The organism is Paraburkholderia tagetis (assembly GCF_022213065.1).
In the GTDB taxonomy this organism is placed as follows: Bacteria; Pseudomonadota; Gammaproteobacteria; order Burkholderiales; family Burkholderiaceae; genus Paraburkholderia; species Paraburkholderia tagetis.
Window position 1 is genome coordinate 139282 of the sequence record NZ_JAKLJA010000010.1, and the last position, 22981, is coordinate 162262.

Sequence of the window (22981 nt, forward strand, 5' to 3'; positions counted from 1 at the left end):
TGTATTTCTGGTTGCTGATATTCCTGGCCGCTTTAAGCCACCACTTTGAGCGGCCACATTGAGTTACATCTCTGACGTTTCTTGACGTGTCCAATCTGACTTCGCAGGGTAACCTGCCAAACACACTGTCCAATGCGCTTCCCGGCGCAGCGGCGCCCGAACCGCTCGTGTGCGGTCGTTTCACACTGACTTTCGAGCGTCCGCTCGTCATGGGGATACTCAACGCCACGCCGGATTCATTTTCTGATGGCGGCCGTTATCTCGCCTTCGACGATGCTTTGCGCCGTGCCGAGCAAATGCTGCTCGACGGCGTGGACATGATCGATATCGGCGGCGAGTCGACGCGTCCGGGCGCGCCGCCTGTAGCGCTCGAAGAAGAGCTCGAACGGGTGATTCCGCTCGTGGAGCGGCTGAGGAGCGCAAACGTGCCGCTTTCGATCGACACGTACAAGCCGGAGGTGATGCGCCACGCGCTCGCTGCGGGCGCCGATCTGATCAACGATGTCTGGGGCTTTCGCATGCCCGGCGCGATCGAGGCGGTGCGGGAGAGCAACTGCGGGTTATGCGTGATGCACATGCTCGGCGAGCCGCAGACCATGCAGGTGGGCGAGCCCAATTACGTGGATGTCGTGCGCGAGGTGCGCGAGTTTCTGCAAGCGCGCTGCGCCGAGCTCGAGGCGGCAGGCGTGGCGAAGGCCCGCATTAGCGTTGATCCGGGCTTTGGCTTCGGCAAATCGGTGATCGAACACAATTACGCATTGCTCGCGCATCTGTGCGAGACGGCGCCGTCCGTCGCGGCTGGCGGCGCGCCTTATCCGATTCTTGCGGGCATGTCGCGCAAGTCGATGCTCGGTGCGCTTGTGAACCGGCCTGCGCCCGAGCGCGTGGCGGCCAGCGTCGCGGCGGCGGTCTGCGCGGCGCAGCAGGGCGCCGCCATCATCCGTGTGCACGACGTCGCGCCTACGGTCGATGCGCTCAAAGTCTGGGGCGCCATGCGCGAGGCCGCGCGTCATTAGAGCCTGTTATTAGCGTGAACAGGCCCTGAGAGAATTCGGCGCAGAGATGCGCCACAAAACAAAGCCAATGTGAGGTTTGAATTATGGGTCGTCGCTATTTTGGAACCGATGGGGTTCGCGGCAAGGTTGGCGAAATGCCGATCACGCCGGATTTCGTGCTGCGCCTGGGTTATGCAGCGGGCAAGGTGCTGGCAGGGACAACTGATGCGGCAGGTGCTGCAGGTGCTGCTGGTGCGGCAGGCGGGTCGCGCTCGCGTCCGTCCGTGCTGATCGGCAAGGACACCCGCATTTCGGGTTACATGCTCGAGGCGTCGCTCGAGGCGGGGCTTTCGGCCGCCGGCATCGACGTGATGCTGGCGGGTCCGATGACGACGCCCGGCATCGCCTATCTCACGCGCGCGCTGCGTCTTTCCGCGGGGGTGGTGATCAGCGCTTCGCACAATCCGTACTACGACAACGGCATCAAGTTCTTTTCCGCCGACGGCAACAAGCTGCCCGACGAAGTCGAAACGCAGATCGAGGAGCAGCTCGAGTTGCCGCTCGACTGCGCGCCCTCGGAACAGCTTGGCCGTGCGCGCCGTCTGGATGACGCGGGCGGCCGCTATATCGAGTTCTGCAAGAGCACTTTCCCGCAGGCGTTCAACCTGCGCGGGCTGAAGCTCGTCGTCGACTGCGCGAACGGTGCTGCCTACGACATCGCGCCTCACGTGTTCCATGAGCTGGGCGCGGATGTGGTCCCCATCGGCGTCTCGCCGAACGGCTTCAACATCAACGACGGCGTGGGCGCTACGGCGCCCGACGCGCTCGTGCGCGCGGTGCGCGCGAATCATGCCGATCTCGGTATCGCACTCGATGGCGACGCGGATCGTCTGCAGATCGTGGACGCGCAGGGTCGCCTTTACAACGGCGACGAGCTGCTCTATGTGCTCGTGAAGGACCGCATGGCGACCGACGGTAAGGTGGACGGCGCCGTCGGCACGCTGATGACGAACCTCGCGGTCGAGCAGGCGCTGGAGCGCATCGGCGTGCCGTTCGTGCGCGCCAATGTGGGCGACCGCTATGTGCTGGAGCAGTTGCGCGAGCGCGGCTGGCTGATCGGCGCTGAGGGGTCGGGGCACATTCTGTCGCTGGATCGCCACACGACCGGCGACGGCATCGTCTCGGCGCTGCTGGTGCTCGCCGCGATGAAGCGCAGCGGTCGGACGCTGGCGCAACTGCTAGACGGTGTAACGTTGTTTCCTCAGAAGCTCATCAACGTGCGCATCGCGCAGGGCGCCGACTGGAAGGGCAACGCCGCGATCCAGCAGGCGATTGCCGAGGCGGAAACCGAGCTCAAGGGCAAAGGCCGTGTGCTGATCCGCGCCTCGGGCACGGAGCCGGTGCTGCGCGTGATGGTGGAGGCGCGCGACGAGCACGACACGACTCGGTACGCCGGATCGATCGCCGACACGGTCAAGCGCGCGATCGCCTGATCACCTGAACGCGGTAAAACCGGCACGATCCAGACGCCGGTCAGCGGCAGGCGCGTCCAGCCGCGAATTTTTTCTCGCTTGAGAACGCGGTGTCATGCAATCGGCATGGCGCCGCGTTTTGCCTCGCTTCCGCTGGAGCAAACGTTTCACTTTTGCGTCAGCCCCTCCTGTGCATGCATGGAGCATTTTGCGCATCCGGCCCCGGGATGCATGGCAAATGACCCCATCATCGGCCGTCGTGCGCGAGTGCCCCAATCGACGGGGCGCGCCCGCTTTTGAAGCACGCGCATCGAGCTTGATTCACTCGCCTTTCAGGCGGTAATCGTTCTGTCACGGCTGCTTCATGAATCGTCACGTTACTGTCACAAAGAGCCCCTAAGCTTCGCGGTGTCGTTCATCCGCTCACACTTGGAGGCCACATGAAATTGATGCAAACCGCGCTCGCTGGCGTTGCTGGCGCGCTCTTCGCGATCGCAGCGCAAGCTGCTGACATCACCGGCGCGGGCAGCACCTTCGCAGCACCGATCTACACGAAATGGGCGGATGCCTATCAGAAGTCGGGCGGCGGCAAGGTCAACTACCAGGGCATCGGCTCGTCGGGCGGCATCAAGCAGATTCAGGCGAAGACCGTCGACTTCGCGGGCTCGGATGCCCCGTTGAAGGACGATCAACTGGCCAAGGACGGCCTGTTCCAGTTCCCGACGGTGGTTGGCGGCGTCGTGCCGGCAATCAACGTGCCGGGCATCAAGGCTGGCGAAATCACGCTGTCGGGTGCCGTGCTCGGCGATATCTACCTCGGCAAGATCAAGAAGTGGAACGATCCGGCCATCGCCGCGCTGAACCCGAAGGTCAAGCTGCCTGATCTGGACATCGCCGTGGTTCGCCGCGCCGACGGTTCGGGCACCAGCTTCATCTGGACCAACTACCTCTCGAAGGTCAACCCCGAGTGGAAGAGCAAGGTCGGCGAAGGCACGACCGTGAGCTGGCCGACGGGCACGGGCGGCAAGGGCAACGACGGCGTCGCGGCCTTCGTGCAGCGTCTGCCGGGTGCGATCGGCTACGTCGAGTGGGCCTACGCCAAGCAAAATCACATGGTCTACACTGCCATGAAGAATGAATCGGGCGCGGTCGTTCAGCCGGATACCGAAACGTTCAAGGCCGCAGCGGCCGGCGCGGACTGGAAGAAGTCGTTCTACCAGATCCTCACGAACGAGCCGGGCAAGGATGCGTGGCCGGTCGTCGGCGCGACCTTCGTGCTGCTGCACACGGCGCAGGACAAGCCGGAGCAGGGCAAGGAAACGCTCAAGTTCTTCCAGTGGGCCTTCAAGAACGGCACGCCGGCTGCCGACAGCCTCGACTACATCTCGCTGCCGCAGTCGGTCGTGAGCGAAATCGAGTCGCAGTTGAAGGTGAAGGTGAAGGACGCCAGCGGCAAGGCGATCGCCGAGTAAGGCGGACTGGCCGTGCTCCACAGCAGGGCCAAAGCAAGGGCCGCCGCGCAGACCGCGCGCGGCCCGTTCTGCTTGCTGGCCGATGATGCAAGCCGACATTTGCAGTCACGCGGTACGCAATACCGCACGTAATACACCCGCTACGATGTGCCGCCCGATCTCCCGCCCGATGTTCCCGACAAGGCTGGAATGCCAGGCGGCCGGCGGTTTCAGAACCGCATCAACGTCGCGAGCCTGACGCTCGCGGCCACTGGAAACAGCTCATCATGTCCGACGTCCCGCTCGTCTCGAACCCGCCTGGCAGCGCCGCGCAGCAGAAAGCGCCCAGCCCGGCAGGGGACATCATTTTCGGCGGCCTCGCGCGCGGCGCCGCCATCGTCACGCTGTTGCTGCTCGGCGGCATCATCGTTTCGCTGATCGTCGCTTCGATGCCGACGATCCACAAGTTTGGCCTCTCATTTCTCTGGACTGCCGACTGGGATCCGCCTAGCGAGCAGTTCGGCGCGCTCGTGCCCATCTACGGCACGCTCGCTACTTCGCTCATCGCGCTGATCATTGCCGTGCCCGTGAGCTTCGGCATCGCGCTCTTTCTCACCGAGCTCTCGCCCGCCTGGCTGCGCCGCCCGCTCGGCATCGCCATCGAGCTGCTCGCCGCGATTCCGTCGATCGTCTACGGTATGTGGGGTTTGCTCGTGTTCGCGCCGATCTTCGCGCAGTACTTCGAGAAGCCCATCGGTCAGGTACTTGGCGGCATGCCGATCGTCGGTGCGCTGTTCCAGGGTGCGCCCATCGGCATTGGCATGCTGTGCGCGGGCGTCATTCTCGCGATCATGATCATCCCGTACATCGCCTCGGTCATGCGCGATGTGTTCGAAGTCACGCCCGTGCTGCTCAAGGAGTCGGCCTACGGCATCGGCTGCACGACCTGGGAAGTCATGTGGAAGATCGTGCTGCCGTTCACCAAGACCGGCGTGATCGGCGGCGTGATGCTCGGACTCGGCCGCGCGCTCGGCGAGACCATGGCCGTCACGTTCGTGATCGGCAATACGAACCTGCTCGACAACGTGTCGCTCTTCTCGCCCGGCAACAGCATCACCTCGGCGCTCGCCAACGAGTTCGCCGAAGCCAGCCCCGGCCTGCATACCGCCGCGCTGATGGAACTCGGCCTCATTCTGTTCGTGATCACGTTCATCGTGCTCGCGATCTCGAAGCTGCTTCTGCTGCGCCTCGAAAAGTCGGAGGGCGCACGATGAGCGAGCCGATGATGAAGATTCCGGGCGCAACCTACGGCGCCGAACTCGAGCGCATGCGCTCGAAGCTGCAAAGCCGCCGCCGCGCGGTCAACGCGATCGCCCTGACGTGCTCGCTGGCCGCGATGGCCTTCGGCATTATCTGGCTCGTGTGGATTCTCTACACGACGCTCTCGCTCGGCGTTGGCGGTCTTTCGGTGCAACTGTTCACGCAGTCGACGCCGCCGCCGAACACCGATGGCGGCGGTCTCGCCAACGCGATCGTCGGCAGCCTGATGCTGGTGGCCGCTGCGACGCTCGTGGGCACGCCCATCGGCATTCTCGCGGGCATTTACCTCGCCGAATACGGCCAGAAAAGCTGGCTCGCGAGCGTGACGCGCTTCATCAACGACATTTTGCTGTCGGCGCCGTCGATCGTCGTGGGCCTGTTCGTCTACGCGCTCGTGGTTGCGAAGATGGGCCACTTCAGCGGCTGGGCGGGGGCGATTTCGCTCGCGCTGCTGCAGGTCCCGATCGTGATCCGCACGACCGAGAACATGCTCAAGCTCGTGCCGAACAACCTGCGCGAAGCGGCTTTCGCGCTCGGCACGCCGAAGTGGAAGATGGTGCTCTCGATCACGCTCAAGGCCTCGATCGCGGGCATCGTGACGGGGGTGCTGCTCGCCATTGCGCGCATCGCCGGCGAGACCGCGCCGCTGCTCTTCACCGCGCTGTCCAACCAGTTCTTCAGCGCGGACATGAATCAGCCGATGGCGAACCTGCCGGTCACGATCTACAAGTTTGCAATGAGCCCGTTTGCGCAGTGGCAATCGCTTGCCTGGGCCGGTGTTTTCCTGATTACGCTGGGCGTGCTGGGTCTGAATATCCTCGCGCGCACCATCTTTTCGAAAAAGTAAGGGCGGAGTCATCCGATGAATATGGCAGAGAGTCACCTCAACACCACGGCGCCGTCCGGCCTGGACCCCGCCCAGGGCAACCGCGGCCTCATGTCGGCCAAGCCGAAGATCGAAGTCAAGGACCTGAACTTCTTCTACGGCAAGTATCACGCGCTCAAGAACATCAATCTGCAGATTCCCGAAGGCAAGGTGACGGCGTTCATCGGCCCGTCGGGCTGCGGCAAGTCCACGTTGCTGCGCACGTTCAACAAGATGTACGCGCTCTATCCGGAGCAGCGCGCCGAGGGCGAGATCTTGATGGACGGCGAGAACCTGCTCACCTACAACCGCGACATTTCGCTGTTGCGCGCGCGTATCGGCATGGTGTTCCAGAAGCCGACCCCGTTTCCGATGTCGATCTACGACAACATCGCGTTCGGCGTGAAGATGTTCGAGAAGCTCTCGCGCCCCGAGATGGACGACCGCGTGGAATGGGCGCTCACCAAGGCCGCGCTCTGGAACGAAGTGAAGGACAAGCTCGGCCAGAGCGGCTACGGCCTCTCGGGCGGCCAGCAGCAGCGTTTGTGCATCGCGCGCGGCATTGCGATCCGCCCCGAAGTGCTGCTGCTCGACGAGCCGTGCTCGGCGCTCGACCCGATTTCGACGGGCCGCATCGAAGAGCTGATCGCCGAGCTCAAGAGCGATTACACCGTGGTGATCGTGACCCATAACATGCAACAGGCCGCGCGCTGCTCGGACTACACTGCCTACATGTACCTCGGCGAGCTGATCGAATTCGGCGACACCGAGAAGATCTTCATCAAGCCGGTCCGCAAGGAAACGGAAGACTACATCACCGGCCGCTTCGGCTGATCCGCCGAGCCGGGAGGGAGAAAAAACATGCCCGATAAACATCTGTCCAGCCAGTTCGACGCCGACCTGAACCTGATTTCGTCGAAGGTGCTCGAAATGGGCGGCCTCGTGGAATCGCAGATCATCACGGCGATGCAGGCGTTGAACGAGTTCGACGGCGAAGCCGCTGAGCGCGTGATCGCCGCCGAAGACCGCCTCAACACGATGGAAGTCGAGATCGATGAGGAGTGCAGCAATGTCATCGCGCGCCGTCAGCCGGCCGCGCGTGACTTGCGTCTCGTGCTCGCGATCTCGAAGACCATCACGAACCTCGAGCGCGCCGGCGACGAGGCCGAGAAGATCGCCAAGCGCACCAAGCGCCTGATGGAAGACGGCGCCTCGCGCACGGTCAACATCGCCGAGATCAAGGTCTCCGGCGAGATGGCCGTGGCGATTCTGCGTCGCGCACTCGATGCGTTCGCGCGTCTCGATACGGTGGCCGCCGCGCAGATCGTGCGCGACGATAAAGCCATCGACGAGGAATTCCGCGCGTTCGTGCGCAAGCTCGTGAGCTACATGATGGAAGATCCGCGCACGATTTCGGTCGGGCTCGACTATCTGTTCATCGCCAAGGCGATCGAGCGCATCGGCGACCACGCGAAGAATATCGCCGAGTTCATCATCTACATCGTGAAGGGCACCGACGTGCGGCACAAGTCGCGCGACGCGCTCGAACGCGAAGCACTCAGCTAAATAAAGCGCATTTAACCGAGCAGTTAAACGCGCAGATAACCGTATCAACAGGTCTTAAGGTCAAGAGGTGCCGATGCCCAGCAGCATTCTCGTCATCGAAGATGAGCCCGCAATTTCCGAGCTGATTTCCGTGAACCTGCAGCACGCAGGTCATTGCCCGATCCGTGCCTACAACGCGGAGCAGGCGCAGAGCCTGATCAGCGACGTGCTGCCCGATCTCATCCTGCTCGACTGGATGCTGCCGGGTAAGTCTGGTGTGAATTTCGCGCGCGATCTGCGCAACAACGAGCGCACGAAGCATATTCCGATCATCATGCTGACCGCGCGCGGCGACGAGCAGGACAAGGTGCTCGGCCTCGAGATCGGCGCCGACGACTACGTGACGAAGCCGTTCTCGCCGAAGGAACTGATGGCGCGCATCAAGGCGGTCCTGCGCCGCCGCGCGCCGCAGCTCACGGAAGACGTGGTTGCGATCAACGGGCTGAAGCTCGATCCGGCCACGCACCGCGTCGCCGCCCATGCGGAAGGCTCCGAGATCAAGCTCGATCTCGGCCCGACCGAGTTCCGCCTGCTGCACTTCTTCATGACGCACCCCGAGCGCGTGCACAGCCGCACGCAGTTGCTCGATCAGGTGTGGGGCGATCACGTATTCGTGGAAGAGCGCACCGTGGACGTGCATATCAAACGTTTGCGTGCGGCGCTTAAGCCTGCGGGGTGCGATGCTATGATCGAAACGGTGCGCGGCAGCGGCTACCGTCTCGCGAAGGGCGCCTGAACGCGCGTTTGCCTGAATCAAGGCAGCAGCACGCTGGCGCGGTGTTTCATGCGTCGCCGGCGTTCCAATCCGCAGCGCCCCGGTCCGGACCGACATTCTCTTCGATCGCAGGAACATGAACATCATCTGGGCGCGCGCCCTTGTATCGATCGTGCTACTTGCGCTCGTTTGCGCGGGCATTGGCGTGCTCTTTGGCGTCAAGCTCGCACTGGCGGTCGCGGTCGTCGCGCTGATCGGCCAAATGCTCTTCAGCACCTTCCACAAGCAACGTCTCTGGCGTCTGCTCGATGCGCCCGTCTACGGCGAAGTGCCGAGCGCTCCCGGCATCTGGGGCGAAATCTATTACCGCCTGCACAAGCTCGCCAAGCGCTGGCACGCCCAGGTGCGTCAGGTGGAACAGCAGCACTCGCGCTTCATTCAGGCGATCCAGGCGTCGCCTAACGGCGTGGCCATGCTCGACGATCACGACCAGATCGAGTGGTGCAACGCCATCTCCGAGGTGCATTTCGGCCTCGACGCGAAGCGCGACCTGCGCCAGCACATCACTCATCTCGTGCGTCAGCCCGACTTCGTGCGCTACCTCAATTTGCACGATTACACGGACATGCTGATCATGCGCGGCATGGGTGCGAAGCGCCAGAACGTGCTTTCGGTGCAGGTGTTTCCGTACGGCGAGGGCCGCAAGCTCGTGCTCTCGCAGGACATCACCGAACTGGAGCGCACCGACGCCATGCGGCGCGACTTCGTCGCCAACGTCTCGCACGAGCTGAAGACGCCGCTCACTGTGCTCTCGGGCTTTCTGGAGACGATGCGCGAGCTGCCGCTCTCCGAGGACGAGCGCGAGCGCTATTTCGATCTGATGGAGCAGCAGGCCGCGCGCATGCGCCATATCGTGACCGATCTGCTTGTGCTGGCGAAGCTCGAAGGCGAGGGGCGTCAACCCGGCGAGCAGATGATCGATATGCGCGCGGTGCTCGGCCACGTGTGCGAGGATGCGGAGAGTCTCTCGGGCGGGCATCATCGCATCACGGCGGATTTCGACGACGGTCTGAGCGTGACTGGATCGGAGACCGAAATATTGAGCGCGCTCGGCAATCTCGCCACCAATGCGGTGCGCTACACGCCGGAAGGCGGCGCGGTGCAGCTATCGTGGCGTGCCGAAGACGGTCGGGCGGTGTTCTCGGTCACCGATAGCGGCTATGGCATTCCGGCGAGCGACATTCCGCGCCTCACCGAGCGTTTTTATCGCGTGGACCGCAGCCGCTCGCGCGACACGGGCGGCACGGGGCTGGGTCTTGCAATCGTCAAGCACGTATTGCAGCGCCATGACGCGGCGCTCGAAGTGAAGAGCGAGGAAGGGCGGGGCAGCACATTTACGGTGCGCTTTCCGGCCGCGCGCACGGCGCGCCGGCAGCCGGCGCCAGTGTGAGGCGCACGCGCAACGCGTAGCGCCATCACCGAAACATCACGAACAGAACTTCGTCAGCAGGTTCATTTGCGCATTGCGCGCGGCCTTGCCGGCGCGACGGCGGCGGTAATGGCCGTCGCTTTGCATGAGCCACGCGCACTGGTTGTCGCCGAGGAACATCGACAGGCCTTCGGCGATCACGCGGCGCTTCATGCGCCGCTCGCGGATCGGGAACGCCACCTCGACGCGGCGGAACAGGTTGCGATCCATCCAGTCGGCGCTCGACAGATAGACATGCTCCGCGCCGCCCGCGTAGAAGTAGTAGATGCGGTGATGCTCGAGGAAGCGCCCGACGATCGAGCGCACCGTGATGTTTTCCGAAAGCCCCGGCACACCCGGTTGCAGCGAGCACACGCCGCGCACGATCAGGTCGATCTTTACGCCAGCCTGCGACGCTTCATAAAGCTCGTCGATGACCGTGGGTTCGAGCAACGCGTTCATCTTCGCGACGATGCGGGCTTTCTTGCCGGCGCGCGCCGCTTCGGCTTCGGCGCGGATCGATTCGACCATCCTCGGATGCAGCGTGAACGGCGACTGCCACATCTCGTGCAGTTGCAGCTCGCCGCCGATGCCCGTGAGCTGCTGGAACACGTGATGGACGTCCTCGCATATTTTCGGCTCGGAGGTCATGAGGCCGAAGTCGGTGTAGAGGCGCGCCGTGCGCGGATGATAGTTGCCGGTGCCCAGGTGCACGTAGCGGCGCAGCACCATGCGGCCGTCCACGGACGTGCGGCGCACGATCAGCATCATCTTGGCGTGGCACTTGTGGCCTACCACGCCGTAGACGACATGCGCGCCCACGGCTTCGAGCTGCGAGGCCCAGTTGATGTTGGTTTCCTCGTCGAAGCGCGCGAGCAGCTCCACCACCACCGTCACTTCCTTGCCGTTGCGCGCGGCCTGCATGAGCGCGTCCATGAGCGGCGAGTCGGTGCCGGTGCGGTAAATGGTCTGCTTGATCGCGACCACATTCGGATCGTTGGCGGCCTGCAGCAGCAGCTCGAGCACCGGCTGGAAGCTCTCATACGGATGATGGAGCAGCACGTCGCCCTGATCGATCACATCGAACATATTGCTGTTCGCCGCGATGCGTTGCGGAATGGCCGGCACGTGCGGCACGAACTTGAGGTCGGGGCGGTCCACCTTCTCGGGCAATTGCATGAGACGCACGAGATTCACGGGGCCATCGACGTAATAGCAGTCCTTCCCGTTCAGGCCGCTTTCGTCGAGCAGACGCTTGACGAGATGCGGCGGCGTCTCGGCAGAAACTTCGAGCCGCACCGCGTTGCCCAGATGGCGCGCGGGCAGTTCGCCCTGCAAGGCCACGCGCAGGTTCGTGATTTCGTCTTCGTCGACGAACAGTTCGCTGTTGCGCGTGATGCGGAACTGATTGCAGCTACGCACGACGAGGCTCGGAAACAGTTCGCCCACGAAGCGCTGCAACAGCGAGCCGAGCAGCACGAAGCCGTGCTGGAAGCCCGAAAGCTCCTGCGGCATGCGCACGAGGCGCGGCAGCGCGCGCGGCGCCTGCACGATGCCCATGACAGCCTGGCGCCCGAAGGCGTCCTTGCCTTCTAGCTCGACCACGAAATTCAGGCTCTTGTTGAGCACGCGCGGGAAAGGGTGCGCGGGGTCGAGCCCGATAGGCGTGAGCACGGGCAGCAGTTCGTCAACGAAATATTTGCGCGCCCACGCGGTTTGCGCCTCGTTCCAGGCGTCCGTACCGTGGAAATAGATGCCTTCCGCTTCGAGCGCCGGCAGCACGATGTCGTGCAGCATGGCGTATTGTCGATGCACGAGACGCTGCGCGCGCTCGACCACGAGCTCGTAGACGTGCTGCAGCGACATGCCGTCGGGCGAGATCGTGCCCGGGTTGTCGCGCATCTGCTCCTGGAGCCCGGCCATGCGAACTTCGAAGAATTCGTCGAGATTGCTGCTGGTGATGCAGATGAAGCGCAGGCGCTCCAGCAAGGGAACAGATGGGTCGGCGGCCTGTGCGAGCACACGCTCGTTGAATCCCAGAATGCCCAGTTCGCGATTGAGTAAGGGATAGCGGATGGACATTGGTATCGAAAGCGGAATTCCAGGTGATGATTCGAACGGACGCTCGGAAATTCTCACAGTTATGTGACTTTATTATGAAAATTGGTGTGTCATAAATTCTACGCCCCATTTTCACGTATTCGACACCACGCACGGCAATGATGCAGCCTGGGTCAGGGCGCCCCTCGTGGGGCACTGCGGACCGCAATCGGCGCGAGGAGCGACATGGCGAAGTCGGGTACGCTTAAAATGGCATATTTGGACAGCGCGGCGGCCGCCCAGCGAGACCGGATGGCCGCGTTCGCACGCATGGAGCCTGCCCCCTCGATGGTCACTAATCCGCAACTGCTTGCCGCCGTCGATCTCGGTTCGAACAGCTTTCGTCTGATCGTCGGCCGGGTCGAGGAAACCGACGCCGGCAGCCAGATCTATCCCGTCGATGCCCTGCGCGAGCCCGTGCGCCTTGCCGCCGGCCTTTCGAAGGAGAAGATGCTCGACCGCGCCTCTCAGGTGCGCGGCTGGGACGCGCTCAAGCGCTTCGGCGAACGCCTGCGCGACTTCCACCCGGACCACGTGCGCGCCGTGGCCACCAACACGCTGCGCGTGGCGAAGAACGCGCGCGAATTTCTCGTCGAGGCGGAAAAGGCGCTCGGCTTCCCGATCGAAGTGATTGCGGGCCGCGAAGAGGCGCGCCTCATCTACGCAGGCGCTGCGCATTCGGTGCCGGCGAGCGCGGGCAAGCGCTTCGTGGTGGACATCGGCGGCGGCTCGACCGAGTTCATCATCGGCGCGCACTACACGCCGATCCACATGGAAAGCCTCTATATCGGCTGCGTGAGCCATAGCCGCCAGTTTTTCCCGGCCGGCAACGTCGACGAATACACCATGCGTCAGGCGGAGCTTGCCGCCACGCGCGAGATCCAGATTATTTCCTCTGACTACCGCACGACCGGCTGGGACCAGGCGATCGGCTCCTCGGGCACGGCGCGCGCGCTCGCCGAGCTCGTGGAAGCGAATGGCTTCAACGACCCTGGCGTCACGCACGGCATCTCGCGCGGCGGGCTCGAGCGCCTCAAGCGCGCGCTCATCAAGGCCGAGAACGTCAACCGCCTGAAGCTCGTCGCGCTCAAGCCCGACCGCATCCCGGTGCTCGCGGGCGGTCTCTCGATCATGATCGCCGTGTTCGACGAAATGGGCATCGACTACGTCGACACCACCGACGGCGCGCTGCGCCTGGGCGTGCTGTACGACCTGCTCGGCCGCTCGCAGCACGAGGACATGCGCACCGTCACCGTGGAAGGCTTCATGCGCCGCTACGGCGTGGATCGCGCGCAGGCGGCCCGCATCGGCGGGCTGGCGGTGAGCTTCTACAACCAGTTCGACGAGCCCGACGACGAACGCCGCGAGGAGAACCGCATGTTCCTCGGCTGGGCGGCGTCGCTGCACGAGATCGGCTTGTCGATTTCGCACAGTGCATATCACAAGCACTCGGCCTATATCGCCAGCAACGCCGACATGCCCGGCTTCTCGCGCACCGACCAGGCGCGCCTCGCCGCGCTCGTGCTCGGCCACGTAGGCAAGCTCGGCAAGCTCTCGCAGACGCGCGACGTGGAATGGCCGCTGCTGTTCTGCCTGCGCCTCGCGGGCCTCTTGAGCCGCCGCCGCGCCGATGTCGGCCTGCCGGAGATCAAGGTGATCCAGGAAGGCAAGGGCTACGAAGTGCTGCTGCCGAGCGCGTGGGTGCAGAACAATCCGCTTACCGATTACAACCTCGTCCAGGAAGCAGCGGAGTGGGGCAAGATCGGGATTCCGTATCGCGTGGTGTATTCGGACTAGCGATGCGCGGACTAGTAACGCGCGGACGAATGATGCGCGGCCAAAGCGTGACGGCTGCCTGAGCCACGCGTCTTGCTGGAAGCGCTCAAGAAGCAACGCCCGGTCTGCTGATCCGGGCGTTGTGCTTTGGTGCGTCGCTTATGTGTGTTCGGTGATGCGCGTTCGGTGCGTGTTCGTGCACTCAACGCGCGGCGGCGTCGCCGAGGAAGTGGCGCGCGTAGCGCTCGTTGATGTCCGAGAGACGGAACAGCGTGAGGAAGTCGGCGCAGTTGAAGTCGGGATCCCAGGCCGGCGCGCCGCAGATCTTCGCGCCAAGACGCAGATAGCCCTTGACGAGCGGCGGCGGCACGGCGGACGCGCCCGTGCGCAGCTCCTCGACGGGCAGCGGCGTGTGCGGGAACGCGCGGTACTCGGGCGCCGTGAGCGCGTTCGCGCCGAGCGTGGTGTAGAGATTGGCGGCGTAGTGGCCGCCGTCGGCCATCGCGACGCTCGCGCAGCCGAGCATCGTCTCGTAGCCGTTATGCGTCATGTAGGCGCCGAGACCGCCCCACAGCGACATGATGACCGAGCCGCTACGGTAGTCGGGATGCACGCACGAGCGGCCCACCTCGACCATCTTGGGGCGCAGGTGCGCGAGGCGCGACACGTCGAATTCGCTCTCGGCGTAGAGGCGGCCGATGCGCGCGGCCTGGTGCGGCGGCAGCACGCGGTAGGTGCCCACGACCTTGAGCGTGTCAAGGTCGCGCACGAGCAGGTGATCGCACCAGCTATCGAAGGCGTCGACGTCGAGGCCCGCCGGGCCCGAGAGACGCGCACCCATTTCCTCGGCGAACACGCGGTAGCGCAGGCGCTGCGCTTCGCGCAGCTCTTCGTCGCTGCGAGCCCAGGCCACCTGCAGGCGATGCTGCGCGGTAACCGTTTCTTCGGCGCGCGGCAGACGTCGATTCGACTCGAAGAGACTCGAGGCGAACGGCAGGGAGGGCGTCGGCAGATCTCGCATGGGGCGTCCTGGTCGGAAGTAAAAGAACTTTTCCGGCAATGTAGTAAGACGCGGTTACGTTTCCATGAAAACGCAATGACGATTCGGTGACGCGCTGTAAGGCGGGGATGGGGAGGGGCGGCGGGCAAGGGTTGCGAGGGCGGTTTGCGCCGCCAGGGCGCTAGACGAGATCGGGCGTGATGGCGGCGAGCAGGATGGCTTCGCCGTCGCCGTTGCGCTCGCGGCTTTTGATCCAGAAGACGCCGGCTTTTTTCAGGGCCCAACTGCGGTTTTCTTCATTCGACAGCAGATGCGCAGCCACTTCGCCGAGTGTCGGCTGGTGGCCGATCACAACGACCGTGGAGGCGATGCCTTTGGGCCAGCCGACGGCGGCGAGCACGGCGTCGACGCTCGCGTCGGGCGCGAGCTCGCGTACGACGCGGTACTGATCGGTGAGCGCCTCGGCGGTCTGGATCGTGCGCGCGGCGGGGCTCGCGAGGATCACGGCGTCGTCGGGCAGGCGCGCGCGCAGCCAGCGCGCGACGTTCTGCGCCTGCTTGCGCCCGCGCGTGGTGAGCTGGCGGGCGAGATCGCTCGCGGCGGTGTCTTCGGCTTCGGCGTGGCGCCAGAGGATGAGGTTCATTTGGCGGCTCTCTTGAGGGATGGGCATGTGTGGATGGTTTCCACGCGGGTTTCCTGCATGGTGCACGCGGGGCGAGGCGGCGGCAAGGTATCCGTCTTAAGCGATGTGGATTTGACGATCCCGGAAAGAGGGCGATATAATCGACAATTCGTCGGAGCGTAGCGCAGCCTGGTAGCGCATCTGATTTGGGATCAGAGGGTCGTAGGTTCGAATCCTATCGCTCCGACCAGTAATATCAAGGGCTTAGCGCATGCTAAGCCCTTTTTCTTTTTGCGCGGGCGGCGGTGTTGCCGGGCGGGTTCCCGGATGTTTCAAGAACCGGCCAGCCCGTGGAGCATTGCATACTGAATCAGCTCGGCGTTGGATGTCAGGTGCAGTTTGCGCATCGCCGCCATTTTCTGAGTGCCGATCGTGGAAGTCGTGCGGCCGGAGCGGCGGGCAATTTCGGTTAGTGACATGCCGCGCGCAATTAACTGGACGACTTCGCGTTCCTTGCATGAAAGCACGAGTTTGCGCTTGATCTCTGCTGGTGCGGATGCCGAAAGCCTTCGCGCGATCATATCGGAGACGGCAATTTTGCGGCCAGACTGCGCATACTGACAGACCTTCGTGAGCTCGCACATCGACTCGTCTTTGGTGACGATGCCGGCAACGCGTGCCTTTATGAGTTCTTTGATTATGCTGATGCTGGTTGTCATTGTGAAGACGACAACAGGGGTGGCTGGATATTTGAATCTGAGCCACCGGATCAGTGCCATGCCGTCCGTTTCAGGGGCGTCCCAGCACATTGCGAGATCTGTGACGATCAGATCGCAGGGGGTTTTGTGCAATACATTCAGCAGATCGAGTCCCGATTTTGCAAGCGCGACAATCTCATAACCGGGCAGGTTCGTAAAGGCAGCGGCAACGGCCAGTCGTACGATGGGATGGTCATCGGCAATAATGACGCGGACGTAATTGGGAGTATTGGTAGGGTTTTTATGGTGCGTCAAAATTAGTACTCCTTTGATGTTTGCATTTCGATTTATCTGCGACCTGATTGCATAAATTTCCTGCATCTCTTTTCGCCCCCTGACCTTGCGTTCCTGCGAGAGGGAAATTTCCTGGTTAAATGAGGCGTGACTATGGAGCACTCTGTCAAATATCGTCAGACCAATAAATAAGATTATTTCTACGCAGATTTATTTTTATGCGTAATAAATATGTTTGTGATTGTGTAATTATCCTGAAGAGGAAATTTTCGAAAATATTCCTGTTTCATGAAGCGATATTGGGTCATGAGGCGATATTGGGACGAGATGCAAACGTGCATCGAACGGGTGGGAATTTAATCACGCGGATCTTGCGGGGATGCTCCAGCTAGCGGTGCGTAACCCTGCGCTGCTGCAAGACAGATCGAAGTTTGGGGGTGAACGCATCCGCTTCCCCAACCCCGTCAAATACTGTATAAATATACAGGTAGCGGCGAGGTCTTTCGCGCCGCGCCGGCAATCCTGTCATGCCCCGTTTTGCGTTGGGCAGGGCGTTCTATTTCCTTTTTTCAGAGCGCAATCATGGCAGCACTCCAGTTTGCGGCGACGCACCTGCCGCCCCGGCTACAAAGCCGGGTCTGGCAGGGCAACCAGCTCGCGTACGCGGGCGAGCGCACGGTGGCGAGCGGCCATGCCGCGCTCGACGCCCTGTTGCCCGGCGCGGGCTGGCCCGTGGGCAGCCTGACCGAGCTGCTTGTCGAGCAGGGCGGCATCGGCGAGATGCGGCTCGTCGCGCCCGCGCTGCGCACGCTCACCGCGCAGGCGGGGCGGCACGTGCTGCTTGTCGCGCCGCCGTGGCAGCCGTACGCAAGCGCGCTCAAGGCGTGGGGAATCGCGCTCGAACGCCTGATCTGGGTGCGCGCGAGCGAGGACGAGGCGCCGTGGGCCGCCGAGCAGGCGCTCAAGCAGGACGGCATCGGCGCCGTGCTGCTCTGGCAGCCGAAGGCGCGCGCCGACGCCCTGCGGCGTTTGCAGGTCGCCGCCCAGGATTCGCAGTCGCTGGCGTTTCTCATGCGGCCGCCCGCCGCGCGCAGTCAGTCGTCGCCGGCGCCGCTGCGCATGGTGTGCACGCCGGTTCCGCCGCCCGATGACGTGCGTCTGAACCGTCGTCAATGGATGCAGCTCGCCGCCATGTCCGTCGATATTTTCAAGCGTCGCGGGCCGCCGCCCGCTCAGCCACTCGTCATCACTTTGCCGCTGCAGGAGTCGGTGCTGCCCCAGCCGGGCGCATTGCCGGCTGAGCCGTGGTCCGGGATCAATCATGTTGTGGATCGCCGTCACCTTGCCGTTGTTGCCGCTGGAGGCCGTGAGACCGCCAGTGCCGCTCATGTCGTCAGCGTCGCCGGTATCCCTGCCGGCCAGTCATCGACCTGATGAGGCCGCGGGGCTGGGCGCACAGGTCGCACAAGACGCGCGCTGCTACGCGCTCGCCGATCACGCGCGCATCCTGATTGCCGATCTCGATGCGTTTCGTCTCGGCGTGCAGCCGGGCGGCACGCGCGCCCATGCGCTTGCGCTGGCGCCGGGGCTCGTGCTGCTCGAGCCCGACCCGGCGCGCGAGACGCGCGCGTTCGAGGCGCTCGCGCTCGCGCTGCTCGCCTACACGCCGAAGGTGTCGCTCGCGCAGTCGCATACGCTTTTGCTCGAAGTCGGCTCCGGGCTGCGTCTTTTCGGCGGCGTGCGCGCGCTGCTCGCCAAGGTGGCGGCCACGGTGGCCGGTTGTGGCCACGCCGCGCGCATCGCCTGCGCGCCCACGGCGTGGGGCGCGTGGACGCTCGCGCAGGCGCGTGCATGCGCCGGGGTGCATTCGGCGCGGCGCTTTCGCATGCTCAAGGACGCCACGCTCATGCGCGCACTCGACGCGCTGCCGGTCGAGCTTGCGCCGTTCGCCGCGCAGCACGAGCAGGCGCTCACGCAGATCGGCTGCGCGACGCTCGGCGATTTACGGCGGCTGCCGCGTGACGGCGTCGTGCGCCGCTTCGGCGACGGCGTGCTCGCCTGGCTCGCGCAGGCGCGCGGCGAGGCGCCCGATCCGCGTGCCTGGTTTGCCGCGCCGCCGTCGTTTCACGCATCGCTCGAATTGCTGGCGCGCGTGGAGAGCGCCGAGGCGCTGCTGTTCGCCGCGCGCCGCCTCGTGATGCAACTGGCCGGCTGGCTCGCCGCCCAGCACGGCGCGCTGAGCCGCTTCGAGCTGCGTCTCGAGCATGAGCTGGCGTCGCGTCATGCACCGCGCACGTCGAGCCTCACGCTGTCGTGGGCCGCGCCTTCGCGCGATGCCGAGCATCTGCTGTGGCTGCTGCGCGAGAAGCTCAATCAGACCGAACTGGCCGCGCCCGTGATCGGCCTCGCGCTCGTCGCCGATCAGGTGAGCGCCTGGGCGCCACCCACCGATACGCTCTTTCCCTCGCCCGAGGCGTCGGACGCATCGCTCGCACAACTCTTCGAGCGCATCGGCGCGCGCGTTGGCGAGCAGAACGTGCTGCAGTTGTTCGTCGAGGACGATCACCGGCCCGAGCAGGCGATGTCGGCGCGATCATACCGTGCGCCTGCGCGCCGAACGGCTGTGCGCAAGCCGCGCAAGTCGAACGGTCAAGCCGATGCGCAGCAAGAAGCCGCGCCCGTGCAGACGGCCTTCGATCTGCCCGAGGTGCCGCTGCCGTCGCAGCCGCGTCCGGCATGGCTGCTCGAAAAGCCGCTCAAGCTGATGGTGCGCGACGACCGGCCGGTTTATCGGCGGCCGCTCAAGACGCTCACGCGCACCGAGCGCATCGAGGCAGGCTGGTGGGACGGCGAGGGCGTCGGGCGCGACTACTACGTCGCCGCCGACGACCAGGGGCGCATGTTCTGGCTGTACCGCGAGCGCATCGGCGGGCAGTGGTATTTGCAGGGGCTTTTTGGCTAACGCCGGTTCATCTTCAGCATCATGTCGAACAGCGGGGCAGGCTCATCGTTGCCTGCACAATCTTCTTCGTCGCGATCGGCATTGCCCGATTATGCGGAACTGCACTGTCTGAGCAACTTCACGTTCCTGCGCGGTGCGTCGCGCCCGGGCGAGCTGGTCGAGCAGGCGATCCGTCACGGCTATCGCGCGCTCGCCATCACCGACGAATGCTCGTTCGCCGGCGTCGTGCGCGCGTTTAGCGCGCTCAACGACTATGACGAAGCACGCAAAAAAGCGCACGACGAAGCCGTGCGCGCGGCACGCGCGCTGGGTGCAGGAGAGGGTGCGGAACAAGGTACAAAGCAGGCCGAAACCGCAGAGGCGGCGCTCAGCCCGTTCGTGCCTTCGCTGCATTTGCTGATCGGCAGCGAGCTGAATCTCGTCGATGAAAACGGCGCGCCGTTTTGCACGCTCGTTGCGATCGCGATGAATCGCGAGGGTTACGGCAACCTGTGCGAGTTGATCACGCTCGCGCGCTCGCGCGCGGACAAGGGCCACTACCGCGTGCATCCGTCCGACTTCACCGACCCCGAGCCGGCGTCAGCGCATCTGAAGCATTTGCGCGACTGCGTGCTGCTGCTCGTGCCGCAGCGCGCGGCCCCGCTCGCGCAGACGCTGCGCGCCGCGCACTGGCTCGCGGGCTTCGCGGCCGAGCGCGCATGGCTCGCGCTCGAGCTTTGGCAAACGGGCGGCGACGAGACGCAGATCGACGTGCTGCGCCACGTCTCGCAGGAAAGCGGTCTGCCGCTCGTCGCGGCGGGCGGGGTGCTGATGCATGCACGCTCGCGCAAGCCGTTGCAGGACACACTGAGTGCGGTGCGCATCGGCAAGCCGCTCGCGTCGTGCGGCCGTGCGCTGGAGCCGAATGCGGAGCGTCATTTGCGCTCGCGCGTGCGGCTCGGCGCGCTGTATCCGCGCGATGCGCTCGATGCGACGCTCGAGGTCACGCGCCGCTGCACGTTCAGCCTGGGCGAGCTGGCCTACGAGTATCCCGAGGAGCTCGTGCCCACGGGCGAGACGCCCGCGTCGTGGCTCGAAAAGCTTGTGATGAAGGGTGCCGCCGAGCGCTGGTCCGACGGCCTGAACGAGAAGCGCAGCGCGCAGATCGCAGAGGAGCTCAAGCTGATTGCCGAACTGAAGTACGAAAAGTACTTCCTGACCGTGCACGACATCGTCCGCTTTGCGCGCTCGCAGAGCATTCTGTGTCAGGGGCGCGGCTCGGCGGCGAACTCGGTGGTCTGCTACTGCCTGGGCATCACGGAGATCGACCCGGTGCGCATGAACATGCTCGTCGCGCGCTTTCTGTCCCGCGCGCGCAACGAGCCGCCCGACATCGACGTCGACTTCGAGCATCAGCGGCGCGAGGAAGTCATTCAGTACATCTACGGCAAGTACGGCACGCGTCGCGCCGCGCTGGCCGCGACGCTCATCACGTACCGTTCGCGCAGCGCGCTGCGCGACGTGGGCAAGGCGCTCGGGCTCGACAACGCGCTCGTCGAAAAGCTCTCCGGTGCGAATCAGTGGTGGGACGGCCCCGATTCGATCGCGAACCATCTGCGGGAGGCGGGTTTTTCGCCCGACTCGCATGTCACGCAGCAACTGATCCGTCTCACGCGCGAACTGCGCGGTTTCCCGCGTCATCTCTCGCAGCACGTGGGCGGTTTTGTGATCGCGAAGGACAAGCTCTCGCGCCTCGTGCCCATCGAGAACGCAGCGATGAAGGACCGCTACGTGATCGAGTGGGACAAGGACGATATCGACGCGCTGCGTCTTTTGAAGGTGGACGTGCTCGCGCTCGGCATGCTGTCGGCGATCCGGCGCTCGCTCGAATTCGTCGCGTTGCGACGCGGGCTCCCGGCGTATCGCGTGCAGGACATTCCCGCCGAGGATCGGGCGGTCTACGAGATGTGCTGTCACGCGGACACCGTCGGCGTATTCCAGATCGAATCGCGCGCGCAGCAGAGCATGCTGCCGCGTTTGCGTCCGCGCGCGTATTACGACCTCGTGATCCAGGTGGCGATCGTGCGGCCCGGGCCGATTCAGGGCGACATGGTGCATCCGTATCTGAAGCGCCGGCATGGAGATGAAAAGGTCGAGTATGCGAACGAGGATCTGCGCCCAGTGCTTGGGCGCACGCTCGGCGTGCCGATCTTTCAGGAGCAGGTGATGCATCTCGCGATGGTCGCCGCCGACTACACCGGCGAGGAAGCCGACAAGCTGCGCCGCGCGATGGCCGCATGGCGGCGCGACGGCGATCTGCGGCCCTATCAGGACGATCTCACGCAGCGCATGCTCAAGAAAGGCTATACAGAAGATTTCGCGAAGCGCATCTGCAAGCAGATCGAGGGCTTCGGCGACTACGGTTTTCCGGAGAGCCATGCGGCGAGTTTTGCGCTGCTCGTCTACACGAGTTCGTGGCTCAAGCGCTACGAGCCCGCTGCGTTTCTTGCAGGATTGCTGAATAGTCAGCCGCTCGGGTTCTATTCGCCATCACAGCTCGTGCAAGATGCGAAGCGACACGGCGTGCAGGTGCGCGCGCCCGATATCGCACTGAGCGACTGGGCATCCGTGCTGGAGTCGCGCGGCCAGCCGGGCGTGCGGCTCGATGCCCTCGACGCCGATGGCGAGCCCACTCGCCGCGCCGAGGCGGCACATTACCGCGCCTTGTTAAAGACCGCTGCGCTCGCACTTGCACATGCGCGCAGTGGTGTGGCAGGAGCCGACGCCGGGCATGGTGACGGACAGTGCGACGGACATGGCGGCAGACAGCACGATGAGCGCGGTCGCGATGGCAGGCGCAAGCGTCCTCGCCAGTTCATGCACGAGTTCAAGCGCATCGTGCATGCGCGCGTCGCGCTGGCGTCCCGGCATTACGGACGCAGAGGGCCGGCGGTGCGGCTGGGCTTCAGTCTCATCAAGGGATTTTCGGAGGGCGCCGCGCAGCGCGTGATGGCTGCGCGCGCTCAGGCGCCGTTCGTCGACGTCGACGATCTTGCGCGCCGTGCCGCGCTCACGCGTCGCGAGCTTGAGGCGCTCGCGGCGGCCAATGCGCTCGCGAGCATCGCGGGGCATCGGCGCGAAGCGTGGTGGGCCGTGACCGCGCAGCACGCGGTGCCCGCGCTATTGCGCGACGCGCCCGTGGCCGAGGCGCGGCTCGAATTGCCGCGCGCCTCGGAGGGCGCGGAGATCGTCGCCGATTACGCCAGCCTGCGCCTCACGCTCAACCGCCATCCGCTCGAACTGCTGCGGCCGGGGCTGGCGAAGCAGCGCTTTCGCAGCGCGGCGCAATTGGCGCAGTGCCGTCACGGCATGCTCGCGCGCGTGTGCGGAATCGTCACGGTGCGGCAGCGGCCCGGGACGGCGAAGGGCACGATCTTCGTCTCGCTCGAGGACGAGACCGGGGCGGTCAACGTGATCGTGCACGCGGAACTCGTGGAGTCACAGCGCAAGGCGCTGCTCGGAGCGTCGTTGCTGGCGGTGGCGGGCGTCGTGCAGCGCGAGGGCGAGGTCGTGCATCTGGTCGCGCAGCGGCTGGAGGATCACAGCCGGCTGCTCGGGCGGCTCGCGACCCAGAGCCGCGATTTCCATTGAGCGGGGAG

General features: G+C 64.6%; 17 protein-coding genes and 1 tRNA gene. 14 read left to right on the forward strand and 4 right to left on the reverse strand.

Annotated elements, in window-relative coordinates; translation table 11 throughout:
• Positions 1-209 precede the first annotated feature (209 nt).
• From folP to phoR, 9 genes are all read left to right on the forward strand, one after another.
• Positions 210-1016, forward strand: coding sequence for a dihydropteroate synthase (gene folP / locus L5014_RS14980; RefSeq protein WP_238464578.1), 807 nt, complete (start codon positions 210-212; stop codon positions 1014-1016).
• An 83-nt stretch (positions 1017-1099) separates the two neighbouring features.
• Positions 1100-2488 (forward strand): phosphoglucosamine mutase, encoded by a 1389-nt coding sequence (gene glmM, locus L5014_RS14985; protein ID WP_238464513.1) that lies wholly within the window; start codon positions 1100-1102, stop codon positions 2486-2488.
• 419 nt (positions 2489-2907) lie between these two features.
• Positions 2908-3939, forward strand: a complete 1032-nt coding sequence (gene pstS / locus L5014_RS14990) for a phosphate ABC transporter substrate-binding protein PstS (RefSeq protein WP_238464514.1) — start codon at positions 2908-2910, stop codon at positions 3937-3939.
• A 266-nt stretch (positions 3940-4205) separates the two neighbouring features.
• Positions 4206-5192, forward strand: a complete 987-nt coding sequence (gene pstC, locus L5014_RS14995; protein WP_238464515.1) for a phosphate ABC transporter permease PstC — start codon at positions 4206-4208, stop codon at positions 5190-5192.
• Positions 5189-6085, forward strand: coding sequence for a phosphate ABC transporter permease PstA (gene pstA / locus L5014_RS15000; protein ID WP_238464516.1), 897 nt, complete (start codon positions 5189-5191; stop codon positions 6083-6085). Before pstC ends, pstA begins: the two co-directional genes overlap by 4 nt.
• 15 nt (positions 6086-6100) lie before the next feature.
• Positions 6101-6937: a phosphate ABC transporter ATP-binding protein PstB gene (pstB, locus tag L5014_RS15005; protein WP_238464517.1), complete on the forward strand. Its 837-nt coding sequence runs from the start codon at positions 6101-6103 to the stop codon at positions 6935-6937.
• Positions 6938-6964: 27 nt separating this feature from the next.
• On the forward strand, positions 6965-7669 hold the full coding sequence (phoU, locus tag L5014_RS15010) for a phosphate signaling complex protein PhoU (RefSeq protein WP_238464518.1): 705 nt from the start codon (positions 6965-6967) through the stop codon (positions 7667-7669).
• A 73-nt stretch (positions 7670-7742) separates the two neighbouring features.
• Complete coding sequence (gene phoB / locus L5014_RS15015; RefSeq protein WP_035522777.1) at positions 7743-8444, forward strand: phosphate regulon transcriptional regulator PhoB; 702 nt, start codon at positions 7743-7745, stop codon at positions 8442-8444.
• A 115-nt stretch (positions 8445-8559) separates the two neighbouring features.
• Entirely contained in the window at positions 8560-9873 is a 1314-nt protein-coding gene (gene phoR / locus L5014_RS15020) for a phosphate regulon sensor histidine kinase PhoR (RefSeq protein WP_238464519.1), read from the forward strand.
• Positions 9874-9909: 36 nt separating this feature from the next.
• On the opposite strand, the gene ppk1 is transcribed toward phoR, so the two are convergent.
• Positions 9910-11973: a polyphosphate kinase 1 gene (gene ppk1 / locus L5014_RS15025; protein WP_238464520.1), complete on the reverse strand. Its 2064-nt coding sequence runs from the start codon at positions 11971-11973 to the stop codon at positions 9910-9912.
• Positions 11974-12201: 228 nt separating this feature from the next.
• Here ppk1 and ppx point away from each other — a divergent pair, with 228 nt between their 5' ends.
• Positions 12202-13788 (forward strand): exopolyphosphatase, encoded by a 1587-nt coding sequence (gene ppx, locus L5014_RS15030; protein WP_238464521.1) that lies wholly within the window; start codon positions 12202-12204, stop codon positions 13786-13788.
• Positions 13789-13969: 181 nt separating this feature from the next.
• On the opposite strand, the gene L5014_RS15035 is transcribed toward ppx, so the two are convergent.
• Together L5014_RS15035 and sixA are read right to left on the reverse strand one after the other, a co-directional pair.
• Entirely contained in the window at positions 13970-14788 is an 819-nt protein-coding gene (locus L5014_RS15035; protein WP_238464522.1) for a GNAT family N-acetyltransferase, read from the reverse strand.
• Positions 14789-14948: 160 nt separating this feature from the next.
• Entirely contained in the window at positions 14949-15410 is a 462-nt protein-coding gene (sixA, locus tag L5014_RS15040; RefSeq protein ID WP_238464523.1) for a phosphohistidine phosphatase SixA, read from the reverse strand.
• Positions 15411-15562: 152 nt separating this feature from the next.
• Between sixA and L5014_RS15045 the strand changes: the two genes are divergently transcribed.
• Positions 15563-15639, forward strand: a tRNA-Pro gene (locus tag L5014_RS15045).
• An 82-nt stretch (positions 15640-15721) separates the two neighbouring features.
• Here the strand turns inward: L5014_RS15045 and L5014_RS15050 are convergent.
• Positions 15722-16543 (reverse strand): response regulator, encoded by an 822-nt coding sequence (locus tag L5014_RS15050; RefSeq protein ID WP_238464524.1) that lies wholly within the window; start codon positions 16541-16543, stop codon positions 15722-15724.
• A 420-nt stretch (positions 16544-16963) separates the two neighbouring features.
• On the opposite strand from L5014_RS15050, the gene imuA reads away from it, so the two are divergent.
• Genes imuA through L5014_RS15065 form a run of 3 tightly spaced genes read left to right on the forward strand, consistent with a single transcriptional unit; the run spans position 16964 to position 22973 of the window.
• Positions 16964-17815 (forward strand): translesion DNA synthesis-associated protein ImuA, encoded by an 852-nt coding sequence (imuA, locus tag L5014_RS15055; RefSeq protein ID WP_238464525.1) that lies wholly within the window; start codon positions 16964-16966, stop codon positions 17813-17815.
• Positions 17703-19343: a Y-family DNA polymerase gene (locus L5014_RS15060; protein ID WP_238464526.1), complete on the forward strand. Its 1641-nt coding sequence runs from the start codon at positions 17703-17705 to the stop codon at positions 19341-19343. The genes imuA and L5014_RS15060 overlap by 113 nt, the downstream gene beginning before the upstream one ends.
• A gap of 21 nt (positions 19344-19364) precedes the next feature.
• Positions 19365-22973 carry an error-prone DNA polymerase gene (locus L5014_RS15065; RefSeq protein WP_238464527.1) on the forward strand — a complete coding sequence of 1203 codons (3609 nt, stop codon included), beginning with the start codon at positions 19365-19367 and terminating at the stop codon, positions 22971-22973.
• Positions 22974-22981: the final 8 nt, after the last annotated feature.

Bases quoted from the DNA above. Each gene is read 5' to 3' on its own strand.
- folP (WP_238464578.1), top strand. From the start codon at position 210: ATGGGGATACTCAACGCCACGCCGGATTCATTTTCTGATGGCGGCCGT.
- glmM (WP_238464513.1), top strand. From the start codon at position 1,100: ATGGGTCGTCGCTATTTTGGAACCGATGGGGTTCGCGGCAAGGTTGGC.
- pstS (WP_238464514.1), top strand. From the start codon at position 2,908: ATGAAATTGATGCAAACCGCGCTCGCTGGCGTTGCTGGCGCGCTCTTC.
- pstC (WP_238464515.1), top strand. From the start codon at position 4,206: ATGTCCGACGTCCCGCTCGTCTCGAACCCGCCTGGCAGCGCCGCGCAG.
- pstA (WP_238464516.1), top strand. From the start codon at position 5,189: ATGAGCGAGCCGATGATGAAGATTCCGGGCGCAACCTACGGCGCCGAA.
- pstB (WP_238464517.1), top strand. From the start codon at position 6,101: ATGAATATGGCAGAGAGTCACCTCAACACCACGGCGCCGTCCGGCCTG.
- phoU (WP_238464518.1), top strand. From the start codon at position 6,965: ATGCCCGATAAACATCTGTCCAGCCAGTTCGACGCCGACCTGAACCTG.
- phoB (WP_035522777.1), top strand. From the start codon at position 7,743: ATGCCCAGCAGCATTCTCGTCATCGAAGATGAGCCCGCAATTTCCGAG.
- phoR (WP_238464519.1), top strand. From the start codon at position 8,560: ATGAACATCATCTGGGCGCGCGCCCTTGTATCGATCGTGCTACTTGCG.
- ppk1 (WP_238464520.1), bottom strand. From the start codon at position 11,973: ATGTCCATCCGCTATCCCTTACTCAATCGCGAACTGGGCATTCTGGGA.
- ppx (WP_238464521.1), top strand. From the start codon at position 12,202: ATGGCATATTTGGACAGCGCGGCGGCCGCCCAGCGAGACCGGATGGCC.
- L5014_RS15035 (WP_238464522.1), bottom strand. From the start codon at position 14,788: ATGCGAGATCTGCCGACGCCCTCCCTGCCGTTCGCCTCGAGTCTCTTC.
- sixA (WP_238464523.1), bottom strand. From the start codon at position 15,410: ATGAACCTCATCCTCTGGCGCCACGCCGAAGCCGAAGACACCGCCGCG.
- imuA (WP_238464525.1), top strand. From the start codon at position 16,964: ATGGCAGCACTCCAGTTTGCGGCGACGCACCTGCCGCCCCGGCTACAA.
- L5014_RS15060 (WP_238464526.1), top strand. From the start codon at position 17,703: ATGTTGTGGATCGCCGTCACCTTGCCGTTGTTGCCGCTGGAGGCCGTG.
- L5014_RS15065 (WP_238464527.1), top strand. From the start codon at position 19,365: ATGTCGAACAGCGGGGCAGGCTCATCGTTGCCTGCACAATCTTCTTCG.